This window comes from Enterobacter adelaidei (assembly GCF_041937165.1).
Lineage (GTDB): Bacteria > Pseudomonadota > Gammaproteobacteria > Enterobacterales > Enterobacteriaceae > Enterobacter > Enterobacter adelaidei.
The window spans coordinates 2,686,273-2,707,683 of record NZ_CP154353.1; the positions used below are offsets into that span (position 1 = coordinate 2,686,273).

General features: G+C 53.7%; 19 protein-coding genes and 1 pseudogene. 9 read left to right on the forward strand and 11 right to left on the reverse strand.

The window, feature by feature from the left end:
• Nucleotides 1-4 precede the first annotated feature (4 nt).
• Both proQ and AAHF05_RS13085 read right to left on the reverse strand, forming a co-directional pair.
• Entirely contained in the window at nt 5-691 is a 687-nt protein-coding gene (gene proQ / locus AAHF05_RS13080) for an RNA chaperone ProQ (RefSeq protein WP_028018656.1), read from the reverse strand.
• A gap of 96 nt (nt 692-787) precedes the next feature.
• Nucleotides 788-1,285 (reverse strand): GAF domain-containing protein, encoded by a 498-nt coding sequence (locus AAHF05_RS13085; RefSeq protein ID WP_028018655.1) that lies wholly within the window; start codon nt 1,283-1,285, stop codon nt 788-790.
• Between the two features lie 132 nt (nt 1,286-1,417).
• On the opposite strand from AAHF05_RS13085, the gene yebS reads away from it, so the two are divergent.
• The 4 genes from yebS to AAHF05_RS13105 all read left to right on the forward strand — a co-directional run bounded on the left by yebS (nt 1,418) and on the right by AAHF05_RS13105 (nt 7,168).
• A complete protein-coding gene (gene yebS, locus AAHF05_RS13090) occupies nt 1,418-2,701 on the forward strand; it encodes a membrane integrity lipid transport subunit YebS (protein ID WP_014832380.1) in 1,284 nt (427 codons plus the stop codon).
• Nucleotides 2,670-5,303 carry a PqiB family protein gene (locus AAHF05_RS13095; RefSeq protein ID WP_049008513.1) on the forward strand — a complete coding sequence of 878 codons (2,634 nt, stop codon included), beginning with the start codon at nt 2,670-2,672 and terminating at the stop codon, nt 5,301-5,303. Before yebS ends, AAHF05_RS13095 begins: the two co-directional genes overlap by 32 nt.
• 76 nt (nt 5,304-5,379) lie before the next feature.
• A complete protein-coding gene (gene rsmF / locus AAHF05_RS13100) occupies nt 5,380-6,822 on the forward strand; it encodes a 16S rRNA (cytosine(1407)-C(5))-methyltransferase RsmF (protein WP_129323381.1) in 1,443 nt (480 codons plus the stop codon).
• Nucleotides 6,823-6,928: 106 nt separating this feature from the next.
• Nucleotides 6,929-7,168 (forward strand): YebV family protein, encoded by a 240-nt coding sequence (locus AAHF05_RS13105; RefSeq protein ID WP_028018652.1) that lies wholly within the window; start codon nt 6,929-6,931, stop codon nt 7,166-7,168.
• Between the two features lie 34 nt (nt 7,169-7,202).
• Here AAHF05_RS13105 and pphA read toward each other — a convergent pair whose 3' ends face one another.
• Nucleotides 7,203-7,847, reverse strand: coding sequence for a protein-serine/threonine phosphatase (gene pphA, locus AAHF05_RS13110; RefSeq protein WP_129323380.1), 645 nt, complete (start codon nt 7,845-7,847; stop codon nt 7,203-7,205).
• 176 nt (nt 7,848-8,023) lie between these two features.
• Here pphA and AAHF05_RS13115 point away from each other — a divergent pair, with 176 nt between their 5' ends.
• Nucleotides 8,024-8,965: a VirK/YbjX family protein gene (locus tag AAHF05_RS13115; RefSeq protein WP_049008507.1), complete on the forward strand. Its 942-nt coding sequence runs from the start codon at nt 8,024-8,026 to the stop codon at nt 8,963-8,965.
• A 407-nt stretch (nt 8,966-9,372) separates the two neighbouring features.
• Here AAHF05_RS13115 and AAHF05_RS13120 read toward each other — a convergent pair whose 3' ends face one another.
• From AAHF05_RS13120 to yobA, 3 genes and pseudogenes are all read right to left on the reverse strand, one after another.
• The gene (locus AAHF05_RS13120; protein ID WP_129323379.1) at nt 9,373-9,711 is read right to left on the reverse strand and encodes a YebY family protein; all 339 of its coding nucleotides are present in this window, start codon (nt 9,709-9,711) and stop codon (nt 9,373-9,375) included.
• 16 nt (nt 9,712-9,727) lie between these two features.
• Nucleotides 9,728-10,597 (reverse strand): annotated as a pseudogene (gene copD / locus AAHF05_RS13125) (copper homeostasis membrane protein CopD).
• 1 nt (nt 10,598) lies between these two features.
• Nucleotides 10,599-10,970 (reverse strand): CopC domain-containing protein YobA, encoded by a 372-nt coding sequence (yobA, locus tag AAHF05_RS13130; protein ID WP_129323378.1) that lies wholly within the window; start codon nt 10,968-10,970, stop codon nt 10,599-10,601.
• 137 nt (nt 10,971-11,107) lie between these two features.
• Here yobA and AAHF05_RS13135 point away from each other — a divergent pair, with 137 nt between their 5' ends.
• The 3 genes from AAHF05_RS13135 (at nt 11,108) to exoX (ending at nt 12,787) form a co-directional block, all read left to right on the forward strand.
• Nucleotides 11,108-11,338, forward strand: coding sequence for a DNA polymerase III subunit theta (locus AAHF05_RS13135; RefSeq protein WP_028018646.1), 231 nt, complete (start codon nt 11,108-11,110; stop codon nt 11,336-11,338).
• 111 nt (nt 11,339-11,449) lie between these two features.
• On the forward strand, nt 11,450-12,100 hold the full coding sequence (locus AAHF05_RS13140) for a carbon-nitrogen hydrolase family protein (protein ID WP_129323377.1): 651 nt from the start codon (nt 11,450-11,452) through the stop codon (nt 12,098-12,100).
• Between the two features lie 24 nt (nt 12,101-12,124).
• Nucleotides 12,125-12,787 (forward strand): exodeoxyribonuclease X, encoded by a 663-nt coding sequence (exoX, locus tag AAHF05_RS13145; protein WP_028018644.1) that lies wholly within the window; start codon nt 12,125-12,127, stop codon nt 12,785-12,787.
• Here the strand turns inward: exoX and ptrB are convergent.
• Complete coding sequence (ptrB, locus tag AAHF05_RS13150; RefSeq protein WP_129323376.1) at nt 12,784-14,844, reverse strand: oligopeptidase B; 2,061 nt, start codon at nt 14,842-14,844, stop codon at nt 12,784-12,786. The genes exoX and ptrB overlap by 4 nt on opposite strands.
• 84 nt (nt 14,845-14,928) lie before the next feature.
• A complete protein-coding gene (locus tag AAHF05_RS13155; protein ID WP_128347524.1) occupies nt 14,929-15,579 on the reverse strand; it encodes a tellurite resistance TerB family protein in 651 nt (216 codons plus the stop codon).
• A gap of 170 nt (nt 15,580-15,749) precedes the next feature.
• Between AAHF05_RS13155 and purT the strand changes: the two genes are divergently transcribed.
• Nucleotides 15,750-16,928, forward strand: a complete 1,179-nt coding sequence (gene purT, locus AAHF05_RS13160; RefSeq protein WP_129323375.1) for a formate-dependent phosphoribosylglycinamide formyltransferase — start codon at nt 15,750-15,752, stop codon at nt 16,926-16,928.
• Between the two features lie 41 nt (nt 16,929-16,969).
• On the opposite strand, the gene kdgA is transcribed toward purT, so the two are convergent.
• The 3 genes from kdgA to zwf all read right to left on the reverse strand — a co-directional run bounded on the left by kdgA (nt 16,970) and on the right by zwf (nt 21,172).
• Nucleotides 16,970-17,611 carry a bifunctional 4-hydroxy-2-oxoglutarate aldolase/2-dehydro-3-deoxy-phosphogluconate aldolase gene (gene kdgA, locus AAHF05_RS13165; RefSeq protein ID WP_108089680.1) on the reverse strand — a complete coding sequence of 214 codons (642 nt, stop codon included), beginning with the start codon at nt 17,609-17,611 and terminating at the stop codon, nt 16,970-16,972.
• A 39-nt stretch (nt 17,612-17,650) separates the two neighbouring features.
• The gene (edd, locus tag AAHF05_RS13170; RefSeq protein ID WP_028018639.1) at nt 17,651-19,462 is read right to left on the reverse strand and encodes a phosphogluconate dehydratase; all 1,812 of its coding nucleotides are present in this window, start codon (nt 19,460-19,462) and stop codon (nt 17,651-17,653) included.
• A 234-nt stretch (nt 19,463-19,696) separates the two neighbouring features.
• A complete protein-coding gene (gene zwf, locus AAHF05_RS13175) occupies nt 19,697-21,172 on the reverse strand; it encodes a glucose-6-phosphate dehydrogenase (RefSeq protein ID WP_028018638.1) in 1,476 nt (491 codons plus the stop codon).
• Nucleotides 21,173-21,411 lie beyond the last annotated feature (239 nt).

Here is a 21,411-nt window from a genome sequence, read left to right on the forward strand (position 1 = left end):
CGTTTCAGAACAACAAGTGTTCTGCGCGTACAATCATTGACATACCAGAAGTCAGCTGTACACGAACGCCATCTTTGGTGATTTCCAGTACAGTGGCGTCCATAGCATTGTTACCCGCTTTTACCTTCAGCGCCTGACCAACGCTCAGGGCGTTAATGTCTGAAACCGGGGTATGACGCGGCTCTTCACGAGGGGCGCGCGGGGCTTTCGCTGCAGGTTTGTCAGCACGCGGTTTGCGATCGTTATTATCATTACGACGCGGTGCAGGGCGTGGTTTACGCTCACGACGAGGCGCTTCTTCCTGGCCGTTTGCCGCTGCGGCTTCGCGTTTTTTCGCTTGCTGTTCAGCACGTTGTGCCTGAACGCGTGCTTTGGCTTCTTCCAGCTGTTTACGCGCGTGTTCAACGTGCTGCTCATCCAGCTCACCACAAGGGTTGCCATCGAGATCCACGCGAGTCGCGCCCGGTTTGATACCGTACAGGTAACGCCAGCTCGAAGTATAAAGACGTAAGGCGGAACGCAGCTGAGTTTTGCTGAGGTTCATTTCCCCCTCAACACGTGCCACCAGATCCTGAAAAATACCGACTTTCAGGGGACGAGCTTCACCTTCAGCACTGAAGCACTGTGGGAAACGCTCGGCCAGAAATGCGATAACTTCTTTACTGCTATTCAACTTAGGTTGATTTTCCATGAAATTTCCTGATTACAACGGACGTTGCCAACAAGCGCAGGCATGAACAGGCGTCATTATAATGACGCTATCAGTAAATGCTACGTTATCCGTTGATTATCCTGCGACGCTCGCAAAGAATTTTTGATAATCGGTTGCAGCGAGAACGTTTTCCAGGTTTGCCACCAGCTCGCGCAGTCCCTGTTCGTCCTCGGCTGTAAAGCGACTGAAGACCGTACTGTCGATATCCAGAACGCCAATAATCTGATTTTTTACCACCAGTGGCAGAACGATTTCAGAATTACTTGCAGCGTCGCAGGCAATATGTCCGTCAAACGCATGAACGTCTTCCACACGCTGTACCTGATTCTCGGCGACCGCGGTACCACACACACCGCGCCCTACCGGGATACGTACGCAGGCCAGCTTGCCCTGGAATGGCCCCAGCACCAGTGTTTCACCTTCCAGAAGGTAAAATCCAGCCCAGTTAACGTCACTGAGACGTTCAAACAGCAATGCGCTAGTATTTGCCAGAGTGGCTAAGAAGCTGGTCTCGCCCGCCATCAATGCCTTAAAATCGCGGTTCAGATCCGCGTAGAATTCTGTTTTGTTCATTATTCAATCACTTAGTTGTCTTACATAATTACCGCATAGCCTATTAAAATAAGCATTAAATGCGCTCATGCTCAAGATGAATCAGTTCATGAGTTATTATAACTTTCAACAATACTTATTTGTGCACAGCTGATGGCCTTAAAAACAACCAAAATTACGCCGACAAAAAAGATAACTGTCCATACGGTAAGCGAAGCTTTGCCTCGTGCACATTATCAGCGTTGCCCCCAGTGCGATACGCTTTTTATGTTGCCGAAGATGAAATCGCACCAAAGTGCCTTTTGCCCCCGCTGCGATGCCAAAATTCGTGACGGCCGCGACTGGTCTTTGACCCGCCTCGCCGCCATGGCCGTCACGATGCTGCTTCTGATGCCTTTCGCGTGGAGCGAACCGCTCCTCAAACTCTATCTGCTTGGTGTACGCATTGATGCCAACGTTCTACAGGGTATCTGGCAGATGACCCGGCAGGGTGATCCGGTAACTGCAGCGATGGTGCTTTTTTGCACCGTTGGCGCGCCGCTGGTCCTGGTCGCGGCGATTGCGTATTTATGGCTCGGCAACATTCTGGGTATGAACCTGCGACCGGTGTTGCTGATGCTGGATAAACTCAAAGAGTGGGTCATGCTGGATATCTATCTTGTGGGTGTTGGCGTGGCGTCAATTAAAGTGCAGGACTACGCGTTTCTGCAGCCAGGCGTCGGACTCTTTGCTTTTATCTGCCTGGTATTGCTCAGTATCCTGACGCTCATCCACCTGAACGTCGAACAGCTTTGGGAGCGTTTTTATCCTCAGCGCCCAGCCACACGCCCGGATGAGAACCTCCGTGTCTGTCTGGGTTGCCACTACACCGGGCTGCCCGACGCGCGTGGCCGCTGTCCACGCTGCCATATTCCTTTGAGACTGCGGCGCAACAACAGCCTGCAAAAATGCTGGGCGGCGCTGATTGCCTCCCTGGTGTTTCTGATCCCGGCCAATATGCTACCGATTTCCATTATTTACGTGAATGGTGCACGCCAGGAAGATACCATCCTCTCAGGCATTATTTCCCTTGCGCACAGCAATGTGGGGGTGGCTGCCATCGTCTTTATTGCCAGTATCCTGGTGCCGTTTACCAAAGTGGTGGTGATGTTTACGTTACTTATCAGCATTCACTTTAAATGTGAGCAGGGGCTACGTACCCGTATCCTGCTTTTGCGGTTCGTCACCTGGATTGGTCGCTGGTCGATGTTGGATCTGTTCGTGATTTCGTTGATGATGTCGCTGATTAATCGTGACCAGTTACTTGCTTTTACAATGGGACCCGCGGCTTTTTATTTCGGCTCAGCGGTGATATTGACTATTCTTGCTGTGGAATGGCTGGATAGCCGCTTACTTTGGGATGCACATGAGTCAGGAAACCCCCGCTTCGCCGACTGAAGCGAGAATTAAAACAAAACGCCGCATTTCGCCATTCTGGCTGCTGCCTGTCATCGCCCTGATGATTGCGGGCTGGCTTATCTGGACGAGCTATCAAGATCGCGGGAGTACGGTCACCATTGATTTCCAGACCGCCGACGGTATCGTCGCCGGGCGAACACCCGTTCGCTTCCAGGGGGTTGAAGTAGGTACGGTTCAGGACATCTCCCTTGGAAAAGGGCTGAACAAGATTCAGGTGCGGGTCAGTATTAAATCAGACATGCAGGATGCCCTGCGCAGCGAAACGCAATTCTGGCTGGTCACGCCGAAGGCCTCTCTGGCGGGTGTTTCCGGTCTGGATGCGCTGGTGGGCGGTAACTATATCGGTATGATGCCAGGTAAAGGTGAACCGCAGGATCACTTTGTTGCCCTGGATACACAGCCCAAGTACCGCCTTAACAACGGCGATTTGATGATCCATCTGCAGGCGCCGGATCTCGGCTCTCTGAACAGTGGCTCACTGGTTTATTTCCGTAAAATCCCGGTGGGTCGCGTTTACGATTACGCCATCAACCCGAATAAACAGGGTGTCACCATTGATGTGCTGATCGAGCGCCGCTTTACCAATCTGGTTAAAAAGGGCAGCCGCTTCTGGAACGTATCCGGCGTGGATGCCGATCTCAGCCTGAGCGGTGCAAAGGTGAAACTGGAGAGTCTGGCTGCGCTGGTGAATGGCGCCATTGCCTTTGATTCCCCTGAAAACTCAAGCCCTGCCACCGCTGATGACTCGTTCGGATTGTACGCTGACCTGGCGCACAGCCAGCGCGGAGTGATTATCAAACTCGTCCTGCCCGATGCGAAGGGGCTTAAAGCCGGTTCAACACCGCTGATGTATCAAGGGTTGCAGGTCGGTCAGCTTACCAAAATGACGCTCAACCCGGGCGGCTCGGTCACCGGCGAAATGACCGTTGATCCGAGCGTGGTCGATCTTCTGCGCGAGAAGACGCGTATTGAAATGCGCAGTCCAAAGCTATCACTCAACGATGCCAGTATCAGTAGTCTGCTGACGGGAAATACGTTTGAGCTGGTGCCCGGTGAAGGTCAGCCCAGCAATAGCTTTGTGATTGCCCCGGCCGACAAAGCCTTGTTGCAAAAGCCGGGTGTCGTGACGGTCACGCTGAATGCGCCAGAAAGCTACGGTATTGAAGCCGGCCAGCCGTTGATTTTGCACGGTGTTCAGGTAGGACAAGTTCTTGAGCGTACGCTTACCGAGAACGGCGTGAGCTTCTCGGTCGCCATTGACCCGCAATACAGCAACCTGGTCCATGGCGACAGTAAGTTTGTGGTTAACAGTCGTGTCGACGTGAAAGTAGGTCTGGACGGGGTGGAGTTCCTTGGCGCCAGCGCCAGCGAATGGGTCAACGGCGGGATCCGCATTCTGCCGGGCGATAAAGGCCCTGTGCGTGACAGCTACCCGCTGTATGCCAACCTGGATAAAGCGATTGAAAACAGCCTGAGCGATCTTCCTACCACTACGCTGACATTAAGCGCCGAAACATTGCCGGACGTTCAGGCAGGCTCCGTTGTGCTGTATCGCAAATTTGAGGTCGGGGAAGTGATCACCGTTCGCCCTCGCGCGGACGCATTTGATATCGAGCTGCATATCAAGCCGGAGTATCGCAAGCTGTTGACGCCAAACAGCGTCTTCTGGGCTGAAGGCGGTGCAAAAGTTCAGCTCAACGGTAACGGGCTGACGGTGCAGGCCTCCCCGCTTTCACGCGCGCTGCGTGGGGCAATTAGTTTCGATAACCTCAGCGGTGCAGGTGCGAATCTGCGCAAAGGGGATAAGCGTATTCTCTTCCCGTCCGAAACCGCAGCACGTGCCGTTGGCGGGCAGATTACCCTGCACGCTTTTGATGCGGGAAAACTGGCTGAAGGGATGCCAATCCGTTACCTGGGTATTGATATCGGGCAGATCCAGAAGCTGACGCTGATCACCTCGCGTAACGAGGTGCAGGCCACCGCCGTGCTCTACCCGGAATATGTACAGACGTTCGCCCGCACCGGTTCGCGCTTCTCGGTGGTGACGCCGCAAATCTCGGCCGCAGGCGTTGAGCACCTCGACACCATCCTGCAGCCGTATATCAACGTCGAGCCTGGCCAGGGCAATGCCCGTCGTGATTTTGAGCTGCAGGAAGCCACAATCACTGATTCGCGCTATCTTGATGGTCTGAGCATTGTGGTGGAGGTACCAGAAGCTGGTTCGCTCAGCATCGGCACGCCAGTACTGTTCCGCGGTATTGAGGTGGGCACAGTGACCGGTCTGACACTCGGGACGCTCTCCGACCGCGTGATGGTGGCGTTACGGATCAGCGAACGTTACCAGCATCTGGTGCGAAATAACTCGGTATTCTGGCTGGCTTCCGGCTATTCGCTGGACTTTGGCCTGACGGGGGGGGTCGTGAAAACTGGTACCTTCAACCAGTTTATTCGCGGTGGGATTGCGTTTGCCACACCACCGGGCACACCGCTGGCACCGAAAGCGCAACCGGGTAAACACTTCCTGCTGCTCGAAAGTGAACCGAAAGAGTGGCGTGAATGGGGAACTGCTCTGCCGCGTTAATCTCAGGGCTCCGGTGTCAACGCACCGGAGCCTTTATGCTACACTGCGCACCTGAACTTTTCCCTGTGGTGTACCCGTGGCTCAAAACTCCGTATTTCTTCCTGAACAATTCCTCGCGCAAATGCGTGAGGCGCTTCCTTCTCACCTGTCGTTAGACGATTTTATCGCCGCCTGTCAGCGTCCGTTGCGCCGAAGTATTCGCGTCAATACGCTAAAAATCAGCGTCGGCGATTTTCTCGCGCTGGTATCCCCGTACAACTGGCAACTGACGCCAGTACCATGGTGTGCTGAAGGGTTCTGGATCGAGCGTGATGACGAAGATGCCGTGCCGCTGGGAAGTACCGCCGAGCATCTGAGCGGGCTGTTTTATATTCAGGAAGCCAGTTCAATGCTGCCGGTTGCCGCGTTGTTCGCCGATGACAACGCGCCTGAGCGGGTGATGGATGTGGCCGCGGCACCCGGGTCGAAAACCACGCAGATTGCCGCCCGGATGGGTAACCAGGGGGCAATTCTTGCCAATGAGTATTCCGCCAGCCGCGTCAAAGTGTTGCATGCCAACATCAGCCGCTGCGGTATTCATAATGTTGCCCTGACACACTTTGACGGGCGCGTGTTCGGTGCTGCCCTGCCGGAAGCCTTTGATGCTATTCTGCTGGATGCTCCCTGCTCCGGGGAAGGTGTGGTGCGTAAAGATCCTGATGCGTTAAAGAACTGGTCTGTTGAAAGCAACCTTGAGATCGCTGCTACCCAGCGTGAGCTGATCGACAGCGCATTTCATGCACTGCGGCCAGGCGGCACATTGATTTACTCCACCTGCACACTGAACCGGGATGAAAACGAAGACGTCTGTCTGTGGCTGAAGGCGCAATATCCCGATGCCGTCGAGTTTCTGCCGCTCAACGATCTGTTCCCCACGGCAAAAGAGGCCATCACGCCTGAAGGATTCCTGCATGTTTTCCCGCAGATCTATGACTGTGAAGGTTTTTTTGTTGCCCGACTGCGTAAAGCTGTCGCCGTTGATCCCCTGCCCGCTCCAACGTTTAAGGTCGGCAATTTCCCGTTCACACCGCTGAAAGGCCGAGAGGCCGAGCAGGTCACCCTCGCCGCCAGAAAAGCCGGGCTTTCCTGGGATGAAACGCACCATCTCTGGTTACGTGAGAAAGAGATTTGGCTTTTCCCCGCCAGTATTGAACCGCTTATTGGCAAAGTACGTTTTTCCCGTATCGGGATCCGCCTGGCGGAAGTTCATAATAAAGGCTATCGCTGGCAGCATGAGGCCGTTATCGCCCTCGCCGGACACGAGAATACGTTCGCCCTGACACATCAGGAAGCCGAAGAGTGGTACCGTGGTCGCGATGTTTATCCTGACAGTACGCCATCGAATGATGAAATTGTGGTTACGTATCAGGGATACCCGTTGGGGCTGGCTAAAAAAGTGGGCTCACGACTGAAGAACAGCTATCCGCGTGAACTGGTGCGAGATGGTCGGCTGTTTACCGGTAACGATCGCACCGCCTGAAAAAAAGCGCATTTTTTTACTGGCGATTTCGCTCTCCTTGTCTACGATCAAAAATGGATGGCCGTACTGGTCATACCAGATTTTGACAATCGACCCGGAGAGCAATATGACGAAAACCAGCGTGCGTATTGGCGCTTTTGAGATCGACGACGCAGAACTGCGCGGCGAAATACAAGGCGATCGAACGTTAAGTATTCCCTGCAAATCCGACCCGGATTTGTGTATGCAACTCGATGCCTGGGATGCGGACATCAGCGTCCCGGCAATTCTTGATGGCGAACACTCTGTCCTTTACCGTGAGCATTACGATAGCAAAACTGATGCCTGGGTCATGCGCCTTGCCTGACCTAAAGAGAACCCGCCCGAAGGCGGGTTATTTATTACTGCAGTTGTGCCAGCGTAAAGTAACCGTCAAAAACAGCCCCCGTGTCGATATAGTGTAAATTATCAAAATCATACCTTCGGTCGACAGGCGTATGTCCGAACCAGAAATGATCCGCTCCGCGAATTCCCTGCCCTTTACCCACCATAAACCCCATCAACCGATCGCGATCCCATAATACGCGCTGGGCGCTTACCGGTTTTTGCCAGCGGTATTCCTCCGCAGGATAATCAGCATGGGCGATCACATTCAGGCCATTTGCGCAGGTGATCTCGATAATATGCGGCAAACTGCGACAGGCATTGAGCAGCGATAGCGCCAGCTGTTGCTGGTCACGTTCAAGGCGAGCAAACCACATTCCGCCATTCATCGTCCAGAGCGCAAAATTATTATTATCCAGGCTGTCGATTGCCATTTGTTCATGGTTGCCGCGCACCGCGCGAAACCATTTTTCATTGATTAGCGCCAGGCATTTAACGCTGTCAGGACCACGATCAATCAAATCCCCGACGGAGATCAGTAAATCCTCATATGGATTAAAATGACGACGTTTCAGTTCATCCATCAGCCACTGGTAACAACCATGAATGTCGCTAACAACCCAGACGTGACGCCACCTCCCACCTTCTAATCGCTGATACATAACACCTCCTGTAGCGAGTATAGTTGCACCAGACTTATCCGGAGAGACGCAATCCAGCAGTGCTTTCCACAAAGCTAAACAAACAGTAAACTAAGGATAAATAAATATTTCACCAGTATTAATCCAGTTTTGCATGCCCCCTAAAATATGCAATGCATAAAATTTGAGGTTTTCCCGTGTCAAATACGCGCCTGCAAGACGATGCAGCACATTCGCATCGTACCCATATCATTTCCGAACTGGTGAAAGGTCAACTCGTCCCAGGCCCTATCTGGCAAAAACGCGAGTATCGACTTAAATTTCTGTTACGTTCGCTGCTTTTCTGGTCTTCAACGCACCGAATGCTCGATGCGCTGGCCCGCCGCGACGATTTTGACCAACTTCTGGCCTCGCAAATCACGCTGCCAAGTAAAACCCATCGTCAGTATCTGATGCGTGGCATGAATGCCAACGCGCGTGCCGACGCTATCATTAGTCATTATCAGTGGATTGACTCTCTGAAAGATGCCGGGCTGGTCAACGCTTTAACTGGCCCCCAGGAGCAATCTATTGTTGAGTTTCATGCAAAAGATGGCGTGAGCTATAACGTCAATGCCATGAACGCCAGTAAAGCGGAGCGCGAAGGCGAGTGTACGCTGTGGCTGCGAGACAATGAAAATACCCTGCTTGCGAGCGTGACCTTTTGCGTCGCCCGGGAAAACGGGGAATATGTGCTGGTGATTGGCGGTCTTCAGGGACCTCGCCGCAGCGTATCCCGTGATGTGATCAAGCAGGCAACACGAGCCTGCCACGGCCTTTTCCCTAAGCGAGTATTAATGGAGGTGCTTTTCCAGCTGGCAACACTCTCCGGTATCAAAGCGATTTATGCCGTCAGCGATGAAGGGCATATCTTCCGTGCTCTGCGTTATCGCCTGAGTAAAGGCCGTCATTTCCACGCCAGTTACGATGAGTTTTGGGCCTCTATCGACGGTCAAAAGCGCTCAACATTCAGCTGGCAACTGCCCTTGCAGATGGAACGCAAATCCCTTGAGGAGATTGCCAGTAAAAAACGTGCCGAATATCGCCGTCGCTTTGAACTCCTTGATGAAATTGAGGCATCTGTTAAATCGCGCTTCTAAGCACTGCATAGGCTTTCGCTGACTGCGCACAAAAATTTAACAAAACAGGCAAAAAGGGCTGGACTTCCGCATGCTGTGTTGTGTTATGTTTTAGCAAGACACACACAGTGTGCACGCTGTAAAAGAAAGAAGGCGTTGGATTTATTCGTTTACTTTCATACAGATAAAAAGAGACCGAATACGATTCCTGTATTCGGTCCAGGGAAATGGCTCTTGGGAGAGAGCCGTGCGCTAAAAGTTGGCATTAATGCAGGCTAAGTCGCCTTGCCTTTTAAGAATAGATGACGACGCCGAGTTTTCCAGTCCACAGCTAAAGCGGCCTGAAAAAAAGCGTAAGAGCATCATAAAAAGTAAAAAACCGCAGTGCTTTCGCAAGCATCTGCGGTTTTTTATTGGAAACCTGAGCATTAGCAGAGCTTGTCGGCACGCTCGATAAACGGTGCCAGACTCATCTTCTGTCCCGGATGAGCCGGGTCATCAATCTGAATAACACTGATCGGTTGGCCACTGCTCTTACCGCTAGCCACCTGCTGCTCTGCGGTCTCATTTAACGGATATTGCACCAGCGTACTTGGGTTGATCGCATATAATGCATGACCCGGACGGCAAGTCAGCATCACCTCTTCGCGATTGAAAGCCCATTTGTCTTTACCCACTTCAAAACGGCTGACGGTAATCACCTGCGGTGCAGCCAGAGCACTCCCCGTGCAGGCCAGTAATAAGAGAGAAAGTACTTTCTTTTTCATATGCTATTTAACCTTATCAGAAGGGTTCCCAGGTAGCGAACAGACTGACCGTTGCCAGCACCAGCGTTCCCAGCACCACCTCTGCCTGTGTCATCCTGATAAAAATCTGTTGCGCTTGTCCGGTCTCCGGACGAAACCGTGGCACCAGAAAATACCGATTTGCCAGTGCAATTGCTACCATCAACGCCACCAGCGCACATTTGAACAACAAAAACCGCACGTAGTCAGCCTGCCATGGGATCTGGATGCCAGTGATAAACAGCGTGTTGATAATGCCAGTGAGCAGCACACCCGCAACGGCATAATGGCCGACACGCGAGAAACGCATCATGGTGTAGATAGCGGCATTTTGCCAGCGCCCTTTCGCCAGACGCATGCAGAACAGCAGCGGAAGTAATCCGCCAAGCCAGGTTGCGGCACACAGCAGGTGAAAAGCGTGATTAAGACGCTGCAAAGCCCCTGTCGGACCGTCGCTCATCGCCGCGTGCCCTACCCCTGCCAGCAGAATAAGCTGACCCATTGCGAGCAATAACAGCCGTGAACCTTTCAGGGGAGCGAGCCATGCAGCTCCGACGGTAATGGCAGCAAGAATCATTTGCCACAGCCAGACGCTGCCAAACTGCGTCGCCAGCACGCTACGTCAGATCTCCGGGGAAAAGACATCTCCCCAGCCACTGCCCATCAATCCCCCCTGAAACATAAACATCAGGAGTGCAGCACCCAGGCTGATTAAAGACGCCACTTTCTGCTGTAACTGGAAACGCCGGGACATCAGGCGGTGGAGTGAGGAAGGAGCAAACCAGACGCTGTAAAGCGCATTGCCAAAAATGAGCATCAGCGCCCCGAAATGGATAAATCGCAACCCGACATAAAACAGGGCCAGCATGCTATTTCACGCTAAAGTGGTAGCTGCCTTTGGTTTTATGGCCGTCTACGGAGACCACATGCCAGTCGACCTGATAGGTCCCGGGCGTCAGCGGTTGTTCCAGCGGAACCGTCAGCTGAGTGTTGTTCTTTTCGTCTCGTTTAACCGTACCTGTTTTCATAACCTGCTTTTGTGCATCCGTGACCACGACCCCACTAAAACCAGGTTCGATACCTTCCGAAAAAATCAACGTAAGGACCTGGGGTGGTGTCACCTGGCTGTCTGCCGCCGGGGTTTGCTGTTTAAGATGAGCATGCGCCAGCACAGAAGGCGTCATGACCAATGATGCCAGAAAGGCAAGCGCGCATACCGCGCGGGAAGTGGTTAGTCCCATCGCAATCATTCCTTTTTGTTATGTCTGTATGCTAAAGAATAACGCTGTATAATAAACGAGTCGAGGATCATCCCGCCTCCGCTTGTCATCATCGTGCAATCGCGGTAACGTTGCCGCCGCATAATAAGGAGAAGGAAATGAAGATCAATCTGGCCACCCTTCCTCAGGACGAGATGGATAAAGTGAATGTCGATCTCGCTGCCGCAGGCGTCGCGTTTAAAGAGCGTTACAACATGCCCATCGTGGCTGAGGTTGTTGAACGTGAACAACCGGCTCATCTGCGCGACTGGTTTCGCGAAAGATTAATTGCCCACCGTCTCGCATCGGTCAACCTCTCTCGTTTGCCCTACGAGCCTAAAGTTAAATAAGCTTAAAAAGTCGTTACACTTCCTTACGCAGAATATGCCAGGATAAGAAAACCCTGATTAATTTAGGTGTATTCTTAAAATCCCTGCGACTCAGTGTATAAGGAAGTCACGATGTCACAATGGAATATTGCCGCAGCCCAGTATACCGGGCAGCATCACAGTGTGGATGACCATGTTGCGCGCCACCTCTGCTTCATCGCCGAAGCAGCACGCCAGCAATGCGATTTGCTGGTATTTCCTGAACTTTCATTAACGGGTTCGGGCACAACGGTATTACCTCCTCCCCCCAGTGATGCGCAGCTTGGACCCCTGCTCGACGCCGCACATTTTTACCAAATTACCCTCATTGCCGGGCTCCCTCTTGAACGGAATGGTCAGCGCCAGAAAGGACTCGCGCTGTTTACGCCTTCCAGCCAGGGTATCCTGCGCTACCCGCAGGGGAGCGGTGCAAGTCTGGTTCCGGGGGATAAACAACTTAGCATCATTGATGCGCATACCGATTCACCCAATCTCGATTCACAGGCGGCGCTGTTTACCAGCTGTCAGTCTGTTGTTGATTATCGCTGGCGGCAGTCCATCAGCACCCTGCAGCGCTTCGCACATAAATATGCGATTGCCGTGTTAATGGCTAATGCGTGTGGCGGCAGCGCGTTATGGGATGAAAGAGGTCAGTTGATTGTCCGCGCGGATAAAGGCGAGCTCTTGCTGACCGGCACGCTCGGCAGACAGGGTTGGCAAGGCGATATCATTCCTTTAGGCTAAGCGTTTTAAGCTCAGGAGTTTTCAATGCTGCGCGTCATCGATACCGAAACTTGCGATCTTCAGGGCGGAATTGTGGAAGTGGCCTCTGTCGATGTGGTAGACGGTAAAATCGTCAACCCAATGAGCCATCTGGTGCGCCCTGATCGCCCCATTAGCCCGCAGGCTATGGCAATCCATCGCATTACCGAATCAATGGTGGCGGATAAGCCGTGGATAGAAGAAATTATTCCACACTATTACGGTAGCCCGTGGTACGTCGCACATAACGCCAGCTTTGACCGCCGGGTATTGCCCGAAATGCCAGGGGAATGGATTTGTACTATGAAGCTGGCGCGTCGCCTCTGGCCGGGGATCAAATACAGTAATATGGCGCTGTATAAGTCCCGCAAGCTTAGCGTCCGTACACCTGAGGGGCTTCACCATCACCGCGCGTTGTACGACTGCTATATTACCGCCGCGTTACTCATTGATATTATGAATATCTCTGGCTGGACGCCGGATGATATGGCAACGATCACCGGTCGTCCTGCGCTTCTCACCACCTTTACCTTTGGCAAATATCGCGGTAGAGCGGTGTCTGATATTGCGGATAAAGATCCGGGCTATCTGCGCTGGCTTTACAATAACCTCGACAAAATGAGCCCGGAACTGCGCTTAACGCTGAAGCACTACCTGGGCGAAGCTTAAGGCTCTTCACCGCCTGGCAGCGTTCCCTGCGCCAGGCCAATCAGGAAGGCATATTCCAGGGCGACGCCTTCATAGGTCTTGAACCGCCCTGATTTTCCTCCATGCCCGGAATCCATATCGGTACAGAGCAGCAACAGATTATCATCGGTTTTTAGCTCCCGCAGTTTTGCCACCCATTTTGCCGGCTCCCAGTACTGCACCTGCGAATCATGCAACCCGGTGGTGACCAGCATGTGCGGATAGGCTTTTGCCTCCACGTTATCGTACGGGCTGTACTCTTTCATATAGCGATAGTAGATCGCATCCTGAGGATTCCCCCACTCTTCGAACTCCCCCGTCGTCAGGGGAATGGATTCATCAAGCATGGTCGTGACCACATCGACAAACGGAACCTGCGCGACAATCCCTTTGAAGCGATCGGGACGCTGGTTGATCACCGCCCCCATCAACATGCCGCCCGCGCTGCCCCCCATCCCAAAGCAGAGATGCGGATCCCCGTAGCCTTGCTCAATCAGCGCATCACAAACATCGAGATAGTCATTGAAGGTGTTTTTCTTTTTCAGGAATTTCCCGTCTTCATACCAGTGCTGCCCCAGTTCACCGCCGCCGCGCACATGGGCGATAGCGAAAACGAAGCCACGATCGAGCAGACTTAACCTACTGCTGCTGAAATCGGCATCCATGCTTGAGCCATAGGAACCATAGCCGTAAACCAGCAGTGGGTTTTTCCCTTTCCGGAAATGCGCCTGGTGGTAAACAAGTGAGACCGGAACTTCCACGCCATCGCGGACAGTGACCCACAGATGCTCGCTGCGGTAGTTCTCAGACTCAAACCCTTTGACCTCGGTCTGCTTAATCACCTGACGCTGCCCGGTATCCATATCCAGCTCAAACAACGTGTCCGGCGTGGTCATTGAGGAGTAACCGTAGCGCAACCGAGACGACTCGGGCTCAGGATTGAAACCAATCCACGTTACATACGCTGGGTCGTCGAACGCAATCCCCACCACTTCCTGGGTTTTACGGTTGATTTGCCGGATACTGGTCAGCCCGCGCTGACGCTCTTCCACCACCAGCCAGTCGGTAAACAGAGTGAACCCTTCCAGCATCACTTGCTCCCGCGCGGGAATAAGCACCTCCCACTTGCGCTCATCGCGCACTTTGGTTTTATAGAGACCAAAGTTTTTGCCCTCGCGATTTGAGCGCAAATAAAAACTGTGCTGGAAGTGATCCAGGCTGTACTCATGATCCTTGCGACGCGGCAGAAAACAGAGCGGCTGGGCATCAGGTAGTTCGGCGTCCAGCAGCAAAACCTCAGACGTCGTCGCGCTGGAGAGGAAAATAATCACATAGTGGCGTGAGGAGGTTTTATGCAGGCTGACATAAAACGTTTCGTCTTTCTCTTCATAGACCAGTTCGTCATCGGCAGAACCCGTCCCTACGGTATGTCGCCACACCTGATAAGGCAGTAGCGTGGACGCATGCTTTTTGACGTAGTAGACGGTCTCGGAATCATTCGCCCAGACAAAATCCGGGGAGACGTTTTCCAGCATTTCAGGATACCAGTTCCCGGTGTCCAGATTGCGAAAACGCAGGCCATACTGACGGCGGGAGAGGTAGTCCTCAGCCAGCGCCATAATCGTGTTGTCAGGTGAAATGGACATGCCGCCCAGCGTATAAAATTCGCTGTGGGCGGCGCGCTGGTTGGCATCCAGCAAAATCTCCCACTCATCCCATTCGGCACTTAACACGGGTTGTCGTTGGTAGATGGGATACTCGTTGCCGGGCTCGTAGATATGACGATAGCGATAGCCATTTTTGGTCCAGGGCGCGGAAATATCATGCTGAGGAATGCGCAGCACCATTTCATTCAGCAGTTGATCCTGAAGTGCCTGCTGGCTGGACATGACCTTGCGGCCATAGTCGTTTTCCTCGTGCAGGTAGTCGAGCACCTCTGGCCGGGAGCGAGAATCGTCCCGTAGCCAGTAATAATTGTCTATACGCGTATCGCCATGCGTGGTGATCGCATAAGGAGTACGTCGGGCTTTCGGTGGCATGTCATCATTCTTTTAAGTTTTACACCCTATAAGGTTGGCAAAACCCACGCATGATGCAAGCGAAACAGTGTCGCAGCCGCGACGCTATCCCTGTAACGCTTTTTTTTGTTCCCGGATATCCTGCTCAATACCCTCGCGTACATCCTGCGGGATCTTCAACGCATCGCCGAGGGCATTGAGGTAGCTACGTTCCATAAAGTGGTCGATATCAATGGCGGCACAGCTGAGAAAATAGAGTTCAAGCGCCTCTTCCTCATTCTTCACACTCTGCGCAAGACGCTGTGGATCGAGCGGCTGTTCAATCGCCTGCGCCACCAGGGCTCTGCCCTTCTCTTCAACACCGGCTTCGCGAAGCTGCTGCTCAATCGCCGATCGTTCTTTATCGTCAATATGCCCGTCACTCTTCGCGGCAAAGACCAGCGCAAGGATCAATCGTTCGGTACGCAGATCCAGCGGCGAGGTGTGCTCGCTATAATGCGGTTCATCGCAGTGTGCAGCCCGTACCCTGTCTTTGTATTTATTCCATAGTACGGTGCCTGCGATGGCCCCGCCACCGGCCAGCAACGCGCCAGTACCATATTTTGCCAGCAGCTTACGTGAGGATTTATTCGCGACTAAAAGGCCTGCCAGCCCGCCAAGTGCGCCGGGAACCAATAGTTTACTGAGCCCCTGCTCGCCAGACGACGATGCTTTCTGTCCTAACAGCGATTGCAACTGATTTAACCAACCTGACATGGTTTCCCTCACTTAACGGTGAACATATTTCACAGCGTAAGCGAGCAGGCGTCAGGAAATGTCTGGATGGGCTAAAGATGCGCAAATTTCTTCCCCCTCCCTTAGCCCTGCACAAGACACACGCAAACGTTTTCGTTTATACTGCGCGCATCTTTTTCAGGGGGAATGTTATGACTCGTTTAGGCACTGCGCTGCGACCTGCAGCGACGCGTGTGATGCTGTTGGGATCGGGCGAACTGGGTAAAGAGGTCGCCATTGAATGTCAGCGTTTAGGTGTGGAAGTGATTGCCGTAGACCGTTACGCCGATGCTCCTGCCATGCACGTCGCCCATCGTTCTTATGTGATTAACATGCTGGATGGCGATGCCCTGCGGGCACTGATTACGCAGGAGAAACCCGATTTCGTGGTCCCGGAAATCGAAGCCATTGCCACCGATACGCTGATCGCTCTTGAACAGGAAGGCCAGCGCGTGGTGCCCTGTGCCAAAGCGGCAAAACTGACCATGAACCGGGAAGGTATTCGTCGTCTGGCAGCGGAAGAGCTGGGGCTCCCCACGTCGAGCTATCGGTTTGCGGGCGATAAGGCCGCATTCCTGAAAGCCGTCGAGGAGATTGGCTACCCGTGCATCGTTAAGCCGGTGATGAGCTCCTCCGGAAAAGGACAGAGCTTTATTCGCGACAGCAGCACCCTGGATAACGCGTGGGATTATGCCCAGCAAGGTGGTCGTGCCGGAGCGGGTCGCGTGATTGTCGAAGGCGTCGTGAAATTTGATTTCGAGATCACTCTGTTGACCGTCAGCGCCATTGATGGCGTCCATTTCTGTGACCCAATTGGCCACCGTCAGGAAGATGGCGATTACCGTGAATCCTGGCAGCCGCAGCAGATGAGTGCCCTGGCACTGGAACGTGCGCAGGCGATCGCCCGTAAAACCGTACTGGCGCTGGGCGGCTATGGCCTGTTTGGCGTAGAGCTTTTCGTCTGCGGAGATGAGGTTATTTTCAGCGAAGTCTCACCTCGCCCGCATGACACCGGCATGGTCACGCTCATTTCGCAGGATCTTTCCGAATTCGCCCTGCACGTGCGCGCGTTCCTCGGATTGCCTGTTGGTGGCATCCGTCAGTACGGCCCGGCCGCTTCCGCAGTGATCCTGCCGCAATTAACCAGCCAGAATGTCACGTTTGATAACGTCGACGGCGCAGTAGGTGCAGGGTTACAGGTGCGTTTGTTCGGTAAACCGGAGATCGACGGCACGCGTCGTCTTGGCGTAGCATTAGCCACCGGGGATAACGTAGAAGACGCCGTGGCGAGAGCGAAAACAGCCTCCGCAGCAGTTAGCGTAACAGGATAAAAAAACGGGCCGAAAGGCCCGCTTTTCATGCTGCGAATAACTTACTGCTGCGCACCTTCAACCGCTTCACGAGCCAGTTTAGTAATGCGATCCCAGTCGCCCGCTTCCAGCGCATCCGCCGGAACCAGCCATGAACCACCGATGCACAGCACGCTTTTCAGTGCCAGGTAGTCACGGTAGTTAGCAGGAGAGATGCCACCCGTCGGGCAGAAACGAACCTGAGCGAATGGACCCGCAATCGCCTGCAGCGCTTTGGTGCCGCCGTTCGCTTCTGCCGGGAAGAATTTGAACTCTTTCAGACCGTAGTCCATACCCAACATCAGTTCAGATACGGTGCTAATGCCAGGGATCAGCGGAATGGTACCTTCGGTTGCCGCTTTCAGCAGAGACTCCGTCAGGCCCGGGCTGATCGCAAACTGTGCGCCCGCTTCAGTCACTTCCGCCAGCTGCTGTGCATTCAGAACGGTACCCGCACCGACGATGGCGTCCGGCACTTCTTTAGCGATTGCGCGAATGGCATCCATAGCGCAGGCGGTGCGCAGGGTGACTTCCAGAACACGAACGCCACCGGCAACCAGCGCTTTCGCCATCGGTACCGCATGCTCCAGTTTATTTACCACGATAACCGGCACGACAGGGCCAGTGGTCATGATTGCTTCTGCACTTGTTTTCCAGTTTTTCATCAGTGTCTTCTCTCGCCAGATCGTTAAAATCAAGTCGTCTTAAAACGTAATACAGGTTGCGCCCTGCTCAGCACCAGAGAGTTTCTCACGCAGCGCACCAAACATTTCGCGCCCTGTCCCCACGCGCGATGCGCTCAGGTCAGGAATATGTGGCTTACGTGCCGCGAGCTCTGCGTCATCCACCAGCAGGGTTAACTCACCTGTCTGACCGTTTACGCGGATCATGTCGCCGTCACGCACTTTCGCCAGCAAACCACCGTCGTAAGCTTCAGGTGTCACGTGGATGGCTGAAGGCACTTTACCGGATGCGCCAGAGAGGCGTCCATCCGTCACCAAAGCAATTTTGAAACGGCGGTCCAATAATACACCAAGTGGTGGCATAAGTTTATGTAATTCTGGCATCCCGTTGGCCTTTGGCCCCTGATGGCGAACGACCACCACGCAGTCTTTATCCAGAAGACCGGCGTCAAAGGCAGGTAATACGTCGTGCTGGCTTTCGAACACTACCGCCGGTGCTTCGATAATCTGATTCTCTTCCGGTACGGCAGATGTCTTCATCACCGCGCGTCCGAGGTTGCCGCTGAGCACTTTGGTACCGCCATGAGGAGAGAACGGTTTGTCGATGGTGGCGATAACCTGTGCATCAAGAGAGGCATTCGCCCCTTCGCGCCAGTCCAGCTCGCCGTTATTCAGCCACGGCTCCTGGGTGTAGCGTTGCAGACCAAAGCCCGCCACGGTATTTACATCTTCATGCAGCAGACCGCCTTTCAGCAGCTCGCGCATCAGCAGCGGCACACCACCTGCGGCCTGGAAGTGGTTAATGTCAGCCGGGCCGTTCGGGTACAGGCGCGCCATCAGCGGCACCACAGAAGAGATCTCGGAGAAATCATCCCAGTTAATCAGAATGCCCGCCGCACGCGCCATGGCCACCAGGTGCATGGTGTGGTTGGTTGACCCCCCCGTTGCCAGTAACGCGACGATACCGTTAACGATGACTTTCTCGTCAACCATTTTGCCCATTGGCATCCATTCGTTGCCATTACCGGTCAAACGCGTCACCTGACGGGCAGCAGCTTCGGTCAGCGCCTGGCGCAGTGGTGCATCCGGCTGGATAAAGGACGAGCCCGGAAGCTGCATCCCCATGAACTCTACGACCATCTGGTTAGTGTTAGCCGTACCGTAGAAAGTACAGGTTCCCGGCGCATGGTAGGACGCGGCTTCTGCCTCCAGCAGCGCCTGACGATCTGCTTTCCCTTCTGCATACAGCTGACGGATACGCACTTTCTCTTTGTTTGGCAGGCCGCTTGCCATCGGGCCGGATGGCACGAAGATCGCAGGCAGATGACCAAACGACAGCGCAGCCATTACTAGGCCCGGCACAATCTTGTCGCACACGCCGAGATACAACGCGCCATCGAACATGTTGTGTGACAAGCCAACCGCTGCAGACATCGCAATCACTTCGCGGCTCAGCAGGGAAAGCTCCATTCCGTCCTGACCCTGCGTCACGCCGTCGCACATCGCCGGAACACCGCCCGCCACCTGGCCCACGGCATTCACGCTGTGCAGCGCTTTACGGATGATATTGGGATATACCTCATACGGCTGGTGCGCGGAAAGCATATCGTTATAGGAAGTAATGATGGCGATGTTGTTACGCAACATGCTTTTCAGCGAGGCTTTATCATCGGGTTGGCAGGCGGCGAAACCGTGTGCCAGGTTACCGCATGCCAGCTGAGAGCGGTGGACGGTGTTACTTTTAGCTTGTTCAATCCGGGCGAGGTAGGCCGAACGGGTCTCTTTCGAGCGTTCAATAATGCGTTGTGTTACGCGTAACAATGTCGGATTCATAAATGCTCCTCTAATTTATCTGTCCGTGCTCAGGAGTTTACAAAGTCGCTGGCAGTTGTTAACAACGCTGAAACGCTTGCTGTCCGGAGCTCAGGGGCAAAATCACTTCCGGCAGTGTAATAAAAAAAGCTCCGCGGGTGAATCCACACGGAGCTTAAAAGTTTAAAAATTATGCCACTAGCTGTGTTAGATCATGTTACCGGTAAAATAACACTTTCGAGCTAGAGGATGATCTTACTCAAACTCGTTCCAGGAGCGGCCATCGCGGGTGATCATCGCAACCGACGCGACTGGCCCCCAGGTGCCTGCCTGATACGGTTTAGGCGCATCCTGATCGGCTGCCCAGGCTTCGGTAATGGAGTCAACCCATTTCCAGGCCTCCTCCACTTCGTCGCGGCGCACAAACAGCGCCTGGATACCGCGCATGGTTTCCAGCAGCAGGCGCTCATACGCGTCTGCAAGATGCGTCTGGTTGAAGGTTTCGGAGTAACTCAGATCCAGTTTGGTGGTCTGCAGGTTGTGTTTGTGGTCAAGACCCGGCACTTTGTTCAGGATCTGAATATCAACCCCTTCGTCCGGCTGCAGGCGAATGGTGAGTTTGTTCTGAGGCAGTTCCTGCCAGGACTCTTTGAACAGGTTCAGTTCCGGGTTTTTGAAGTAGACAACCACTTCGGAGCATTTGGCTGGCAGACGTTTACCGGTACGCAGATAGAACGGAACCCCCGCCCAGCGCCAGTCGTCGATATCCACGCGGATCGCCACAAACGTCTCGGTGTTGCTGGACTTGTTCGCGCCCTCTTCCTCCAGGTACCCAGGCACTTTTTTGCCTTGCGCAAACCCGGCGGTGTACTGACCACGAACGGTCTTCTCACGTACGTTAGAGCGGTCGATACGGCGCAGTGACTTCAGTACTTTCACTTTTGCGTCACGGATGCTGTCAGCCGTCAGGTCAGACGGTGGAGACATAGCAATCATGCACAGAATTTGCAGCAGGTGGTTCTGGATCATGTCGCGCATCTGACCGGCCTGGTCAAAGTAACCCCAGCGCCCTTCAATCCCCACCTCTTCCGCCACGGTGATTTCCACGTGGTCGATAGTGCGGTTGTCCCAGTTGTTCACAAACAGGGAGTTAGCAAAACGCAGCGCCAGCAGGTTCAGGACCGTCTCTTTACCAAGATAGTGGTCAATACGGTAAACCTGGCACTCTTCAAAGAACTCGCCTACCTGATCGTTAATTTCGCGGGAGGTTGCCAGCGACGTACCCAGCGGCTTCTCCATCACCACGCGCGCCGGCTTGGCGTTCAGTTTGGCTTCACCCAGACCTTTGCAGATGGCACCAAAGGTGCTTGGCGGCATGGCGAAATAGTTAATGGTGACACGATTTTTCTGATCCAGCATATCGCCCAGGCGGGAAAACGCACTGATGTCGTTCACGTCCAGGTTACAGAAATCAAGGCGTCCGCTCAGCGTATCCCACAAACTTTCATCGATTTTCTCTTTCATGAACGTTTCGAGCGCTTCACGAACGACTTTGGTATAAGCGTCCTTGTCCCATTCGGCGCGCCCTACACCCAGGATACGGGTATCTGGATGAAGTTGGCCTGCTTTTTCCAGTTGATACAGGGAAGGCAGCAATTTCCGGCGTGCAAGATCGCCTTTCGCGCCGAAAATGACCAGGTCACATGCCTGGGCTGTTTGCGTTACCGCCATGTCATTCTCCTCAGTTGGATCACCTGGTACTTCTGCCAGGTATCGTTGTAATTTTATTACAATGCACTGTACTGCTTTTACGTCATTCCCGAAACCATTAGCGCTTATCGCCACGTGCTTTACCGCGATTTTTCGCCATTCCGGTGCTTTCGGAGGTGCAATGACGCAACAACCGTCGATTCTTTGCGCAACAAGGGCCCGGCAAAACCCGACGCCGATCAAGTAATGAAAAAAAACAA